Source organism: Paramuribaculum intestinale (assembly GCF_003024925.1).
GTDB classification, from domain to species: Bacteria; Bacteroidota; Bacteroidia; order Bacteroidales; family Muribaculaceae; genus Paramuribaculum; species Paramuribaculum intestinale.
In genome coordinates this window covers 1-7,203 of sequence record NZ_PUED01000128.1, presented here as the reverse complement: position 1 = coordinate 7,203, position 7,203 = coordinate 1, and the positions used below count along the sequence as shown (strand labels likewise).

Sequence of the window (7,203 nt, the reverse complement as noted above, 5' to 3'; positions counted from 1 at the left end):
CCCATGATCCACGCCACTCATCAAGGCGCTGCACCGACCACCATACCGGCGCAGCGCCTTTTTCATATCCCCCCCGATTAACACGCCCGCGCCAAAACCATCCCCCAGCCAGCCGCGTTATAAGTCCATAACCATATATTACATACTTTCACAAACACACACTGATTCCCTATGGAACACCCGCGCACCCTCCTGCTCGCCGCCGCCACACTCACGGCCGCAATCCTCTCCCCACGTGCCGCCGCACAAGAACCCGCCGACACATTTCTCATACCCGAACGAGCCATCGTAGCCACCGGCGACGCCGACAACGGCCGACACCTCGTCGGAATACTCTACAACCCCGTCGAAGCCCACTTCACCGACCCCACGCCGCCACGCTTCCTCTTTCTCGACCGCGAAGGCAAAGTCGCATTCGGCATCGGCGGCTACATCAAAGGTTCCGCACGCTACGACTTCGACGGAGCTGTCGACGACGGCCCAAGCTTCTACACCCACGACATAGCCGTACCCAACCGCAGCGACCAGAACCAGGCACTCGGAGCCACATTCAACCACTCCGTAGTCTTCATGCAGCTCGTCGGCACCACAAGCCGCTTCGGCAACTACGAAGTCTACGTCATGACACGCTTCTCACAAGGCTCCGGCGACACCTACGGCGTACAGGTCAAGAAAGTCTACCTCCGGCTGGGCAACCTGATGGCCGGCTACAACCTCTCCCCGTGGATGGATCCGGGAGCAGCCGTCCCCGTAGTCGACGACCAGGGACCCTCCGGCTCAGCCTTCGCCTACAGCGCACAGGTGCGCTACACCCCAAAATTCGGACGCCACTGGGGAGCGTCATTCGCCCTTGAGATACCCCAGGCCGCAATGACCCTCACCGACCACACCCGCAAGATAGCCCAGCGCGTGCCCGACATATCGTCACACATACAATACAGCTGGCAAGGCGGACACAGCCACGTCCGACTGACAGCCATGCTCCGCAACCTCGTCTACCGCGACGAAGTCCGCAGCGACAACCGCTTCGTCACCGGCTACGGATTCATGCTCAGCGGAGCCATCGGCATAGCCCCACAGCTCTCGCTGCTATGTCAGGCAAGCTACGGCCGAGGAATGGCCAACTACATCAACGACCTAAACGGCTACGGCTACGACCTCATACCCACATCCACCCCCGGACGTCTCACCGCCCCCCGTTCACTCGCATTCGAAGCCGGCGCACGCCTCGACGTCAGCCCATCGTTCTTCCTGACCGGATGCTACAGCCAGGCACGCGTCTACGACCAGCAGGCCATGGGTCCGCAGGCCTACCGCTACGCACAATACGCCACCGTCAGCGGATTCTACGACATCATACCCGACCTACGCCTCGGCCTGCAGTATATTTACGGCAACCGCGCCGACATGTCGGGCATCCACGGCCATGCCAACCGCGTCACCGCCATGATACAATACAGCTTCTGATCCCCCTTCCCTCTATCCTCTCCTCCCTCCTCACTCTCTCCTCACTCTCTCCTCACTCTCTCCTTCCGGTCACTCCGACTATTACGATTGGTCCGCCCCCCCTTACAGCACCGGGCTCATAAGCCTCACTATCGACTCCAGAGCCTTGTGCATCACCGGCCTACGGCGCCACTCCGCGCCCCTCACCCGCTCGCTGCATGCCTGGTCATCCTCAAACCTCCGCCGCAGCCTACTGTTGACCGACGGCGAATATATCATCATATTCGCCTCGAAATTATGCTCGAAACTGCGGAAATCTATATTGGCCGAACCAACCGAACTGAAATCGTCGTCCACCACCACCACCTTGCTGTGGAGCATCCCACCGTCGTAGAAATAGATCTTCACCCCCGCCAGAATACACTCCTGCACATAGCTCCGCGAAGCATACGTCAATATCGCCGAATCACTACGCCGCGGCATCATCACCCTCACGTCGACCCTCGACAGAGCCGCAGCCTGCAACCCCTTCAGCAGACTCTCCGTAGGCAGAAAATAAGGCGTCTGCACCCACACCCGCTTCTTCGCATTGCCTATGGCCTTCAGCAGCATGTACGATATATTGCTCCACTCGCTCGTAGGGCCGCACGTCAGCAGATTCATCCCCGCATCGCCCGGAGTCGAGGCCACACCGCCGGCTGCTTCAGCGCCGGCCACCCCCTCCTCTATCAGCTCCCGGCCCATGAAACGCCAGTCAACCGCAAAGCTGTATTGCAGCGCACCCACCGCCGGCCCCGTTATGCGCAGATGCGTGTCGCGCCACCCCGCAAAACCCTTGCCCCCGTCGGTATATCGGTCAGCGATGTTCATGCCGCCTATATAGCCCGTCGACCCGTCGATCACCACCAGCTTGCGGTGATTGCGCCAGTTGATGCGGGTGGCAAACGGCGGAAAAGCCACCCTGAAAAACGGATACACTTCAATGCCTGCCTCACGCATGCTCCTGAAAAAAGAGTTCTTCGTGGCTATCGACCCTATATGGTCATATATAACCCTCACCTTCACCCCCGCACGCGCGCGCTCAATCAGCGCCTCAGCTATCCGCTGCCCCGTAGAGTCGTCTGAAAAAATATAATACTGCAGATTGATATACTCCCGTGCCCCGGCTATATCACGCTCCAGAGCCTCAAACTTCTCGCGGCCGTCGAATATCTCCACATCGTTGCCCCCATAATAGACACTTCCCGTCAGCGACTGCGCCAGCTGTATCTGCTGCCGCGTTTCGGCCGACATATCCCTGAAATCCGGCTCACCAGCCTCCGGCATGGTCAGCTCACGCAACCGCCGGCGGTTGCGCCGCGATATCATGCGCGTGTTCTTGATGCTGCGGCCGAAAAACACATAGAGCACTATCCCCCCGATCGGAAACATCAGCAGCACGGTCACCCACGCGAGCGACTTCACCGGATTGCGGTTTTCCGACACAATGATACCCACTATGCTCAGTATCGTACCGGCATAGGCCACCGCCAAAGTCCAGTGGACCCACGGCGTGCGAATCATCTCCTCTATTGTCGACATCAGTAGCTATAATGTAAGTTTTAGAGTATGTTTGATTTTAACACGAAGAAATATATATGGACTTCTTTCTATCCCTTCAAAGGTCTTTTCGGGCAATTTCCGCCAGGTTTCATCGGTCACGATGCACGCATCGCTCCCTCCTCAACTGACGCTAATCTCTCAGAAAATCCTCTTTGAGTGAACAGCAGTGAAATTCAAACACTCTTTTAATCCGCGCTAAAATTAACAAATATTCCATCCATCCGCCTAATTAATGCTCATTTTTCTCCACTCTGTGCAAACTTCGGTCATTCAGTTACAATATAGTTACATTCATTAACATTCTATAGCCCGAATTATCCATATTGCATAACTTTGCCGACGTTACAGAGACAGACCGATCACGATCTGTTTCGACCGCTCTTGCCTACAATGCTTAATTTGCTTATACGCAAACATTTATTTCATATATACTAACTTAAAAAACAGGACAGAGATTATGAAACGATTTCTACTCACCCTTCTCGGGGTGGCCGCTCTCTGTGGCCTATCGCCACACCACGCCGCCGCCCAGACCGACCATTCGGCCAAAACATTTACCATCACCATCAATGCCAATGCATACAACAACGGCTATATTTGGGCTGGTAAAAGAGTGAAGGCCGCACAACCCAACATCAACGAGGCTGAAAACAAAAGCGATCTAACAATCGACGAAACCGACCCTGTCATCCAATTATCTGCCAGCCCATCTAATGCGTATGGTTTCGGACAGATACAATTCAAGCAAGCCAAAAATGAGGACATACTCACTCTGGATTTCGACTTCAGCAAATGTTCCAAAGACGGAAGCAGCCCTGTAAAAAACACTAATCAGTTATCAGCATCACAGATGAATTTCGGGCCAAAGACGTCAACCACCCCATCAGCCGCCATGAGGTTGAGTATGGGAGAAAACAAAACCATAAAAAAGGTGGTCATAACATTTGATCCAAACAAAGCAGGATTAGTGGGTATAGGGAAAAGTGCCAGTTTTGATGAATATGTCGCATCAGTACGATCACTCGGATCTTCAGATAAATCATCGACGTTCATCTGCACCCCTGATTTGGGATCCGCTTCCGGCAACTACAGATATATAACCGGAGTTACATATGAGGCTTCCGGATTATATGGTTCATCCGAGCCACTGTGCTTGCAAATGTTGAAATCTACAGACTTTGGAGTCTTAGTCATAAAAAAAATAGAGGTCACTTACTATGACAACTCCGACGGATGGGTGCCAAAATACGACAATTCTATCTCTTTCGGCAAACCGTATGGAGATAAAATCTATTATAGAGAATCGGCAACCAATGAATTCACCGGAGAATGGAACGAAGCAACAACATTGTTCGAATCAGGCAAAGGCTTTGTCCAGACTCGTATCGGAAAAGCCATCACCACATTCATTCCCCCGACTAAGCCGAAAACCAACCAAAAGACTGTCATAATTGATCCCGACAAATATATCATTGGAACCACGATCGGTGTAAAATTCCACACTACTATAGAAAACGCTGCCGATGACAACCTGTACTATGGCATATCATACTTCATAGACAACCATACAGGGAATAAAAATATGCAAAGCTCTGCAAGAATGGCACTGACAAGACCAACCGGAGCATCGGCAGCCGACGGCACCATGATCACCAGATACATCAATGCACAAGGTATCACTCCCGAAAACTCTTCGATAACTGTTTCCACCAGTCCAAACAACAATCCATGGAGTGTCTCATCGGCAACCACGAATCAAAAAAACGGTACAGAAGTTGTTGCCGGATTCGACATCGTGACATTGTCTTATACATCCAATAGCGAGTCGGCAAATCAGACTCCCATGACACCTATTGATGTAATCCCTTCGGGTGCAATCAAAAGCCCTGCTACCGGCATATACAATTTGCTCGTTGAGGAAATTGATGTCGAAGCAACCACAAACAGCGCCTGCATCTATCCCGATGCTAAAATCTATTATATCATCGGCAATCAAGCACTCGACAACGATTCGTTCGACAAATCGAAAGCAACCCTATTACCGGAAGGCGGCAAGATACATATTAATCACGACTGTGTACTGTCTATACGCACCTACGCACAGCACGAAAATACTGAACGTGCATCCAATGTCATCAACCGTCAGTTCAAAAGAGTTGAAACGTTAAATGTTACCAACACAAACCAACTTTTAGACAAAACATACAAGGGAAAAACCGTGCGGCTCGACTTCCCGCTTCAGATTCTGGCATCAGGATATCTCACTGCGTCACCAAAAGAACTGAACATTTATACCCGCGACACACTCGGTACCGCCGTACGTATTGTCACACGAATTTCAGAGAACATCACTTCAAGCACCGCAGCGACACGTCTCTTCCCGGGAAATGCTTTCAAGGGCATAAATGCTCAAACAATTGCAACCTGGCCCTTCTGTCCGGCAGGAGGAGTCGTCGGCACGCTACAGTTTGACGAACAAGACCGTCCGATCATTGTGCTTAAAGACGAAGACAACAACATCGACAATTTCGAATATTGCCACACCGGCGCAAGCATCTATCCCTCCGCAGCCATAAAACAGAATGCCAGTGTATTCGTCCGCGAAACCTTCGTAGGGAACAGACGCAATAAACTGTCGGCTGATGATTACGGGAAATATGTCTACGTCGTAGCCACTTACAATACAACCGACCAGACTTTCACCCTCGTCGGCACTACCGAGACAATACCAACACGCATATCCACTAATACAGGATTCCTGAACTGCAACCCCGGCAGTACCTACTCGCCGGCTGCAACAGCTTCCCTGACGGATAACGTGGAATACGCCTTGACCGGCATAGTGGAATACGACTCTGATAAACAGGAGTATTATATCATGCCACGCGCCATCAATCAGATGCCTGCCCGCCCGAAAGTCACGACAGAAAGCATCGCCAATTTCACACAGGTAATAGACTCGCAGGAAGAAGAGGATGGAACCGCCGGCAGCGCGACTATCAAACTTGTCACCAAGATGAAGTTGAATTTCACCAACGCGACTGCTTCTTCACAGTATTACTACTTCTCTTATTTTAATCTTATCACTAACACCTTCTCCACAGACGCTGTCACATATGCAGCCGGCAACAAGACTATCAATCTCACATCGGCAAATTTCGATGAAAACAAGCAGATTGTATTCACCGCTTGCGTACAGGGTTCCTCAAGCTCCAACGCACCGTTTTACGTCAGCGACCCGTACACTTTTACAGTGTCTGACGTAATAAGCAAAGCTCCTGTCTTTAATTCAATCGCCGAGGTCAAGAAGGAACTCAGCGGCAAAACCGCCGACGAACTGAAGGACAAATACTACAAGGTAGCGTCTAAAATGGTGGTACTCGGATTTGATGACACCAATAAGTACATGTATCTGCGCGATGCCGAATCTGACGGATATATAGTCGCATATAGCAAAAAAGGATGGGACTATACAGACTATCGGTTTGTGCACGGCAGTTTTCATGACGGCACCACGTCAAGAAGTATTTATAAAAACCCAAGGATCGGCGATCAAATCACAGAGGTGACTTTCACGCCAAAAGATGAATCAGGCGTGGCTATAGCAGACGTATCGGGACTTGAAGGCAAATTCGTTCCAGGAAACATATACACTGTAGGTTATCAGTATGGCTACATCAAGGGACACTCTTACAGTGGTGTCGATAAAAACAACGACCCTGACAAAACGATCTGGGGAGATTTGGAATATGCCGAACCGATGTACAAGAACCACATGGAACGCCTCGGAGCGCCGATCAGGAAGGATCTCTGCTACGATGCCTCAAACGAGGCCGACGCGGCCAAGCTGACCTTCGATGACTCGAACATCGCCGACTATGTGGCCATCAACAATGTGAAGCTGACCGCCAACGAGGACACCGATCCGGTATTCTCCACCACAGGACTCGGCACCAACCTCGAGATCGACTGGTCGCTGCTGCCCGCCGCAGAGTCGACTGCCGCACTCGCCGTGGATAGCGACGAAGCCGAAGAGCCTGCCGTGAAGGATGTAAAGGCCGAGATCATAAAGGCCTACAACGACGCCAAGACCGAAGGCAAGAATATCTACTTCAATATCCAGGGCCACATCTTCAAGAACGCCACAGCCACAGG

Annotated in this window: 3 protein-coding genes; 2 read left to right on the top strand and 1 reads right to left on the bottom strand. The window is 51.7% G+C overall.

Features of this window, described 5'->3' with window-relative positions:
• Nucleotides 1-171: 171 nt before the first annotated feature.
• The gene (locus C5O24_RS09435; RefSeq protein ID WP_107681745.1) at nt 172-1,467 is read left to right on the top strand and encodes a DcaP family trimeric outer membrane transporter; all 1,296 of its coding nucleotides are present in this window, start codon (nt 172-174) and stop codon (nt 1,465-1,467) included.
• Between the two features lie 102 nt (nt 1,468-1,569).
• Here the strand turns inward: C5O24_RS09435 and cls are convergent, their stop codons facing one another.
• Nucleotides 1,570-3,027: a cardiolipin synthase gene (gene cls / locus C5O24_RS09430; RefSeq protein ID WP_107036045.1), complete on the bottom strand. Its 1,458-nt coding sequence runs from the start codon at nt 3,025-3,027 to the stop codon at nt 1,570-1,572.
• A 478-nt stretch (nt 3,028-3,505) separates the two neighbouring features.
• Here cls and C5O24_RS09425 point away from each other — a divergent pair.
• Nucleotides 3,506-7,203, top strand: a 3,698-nt coding sequence (locus C5O24_RS09425; protein ID WP_133165516.1) for a hypothetical protein, incomplete at its 3' end; no start/stop codon positions are given.

What these genes read in the sequence shown, in the direction of transcription:
- C5O24_RS09435 (WP_107681745.1), top strand. Translation starts at nt 172, where the DNA reads ATGGAACACCCGCGCACCCTCCTGCTCGCCGCCGCCACACTCACGGCC.
- cls (WP_107036045.1), bottom strand. Translation starts at nt 3,027, where the DNA reads ATGTCGACAATAGAGGAGATGATTCGCACGCCGTGGGTCCACTGGACT.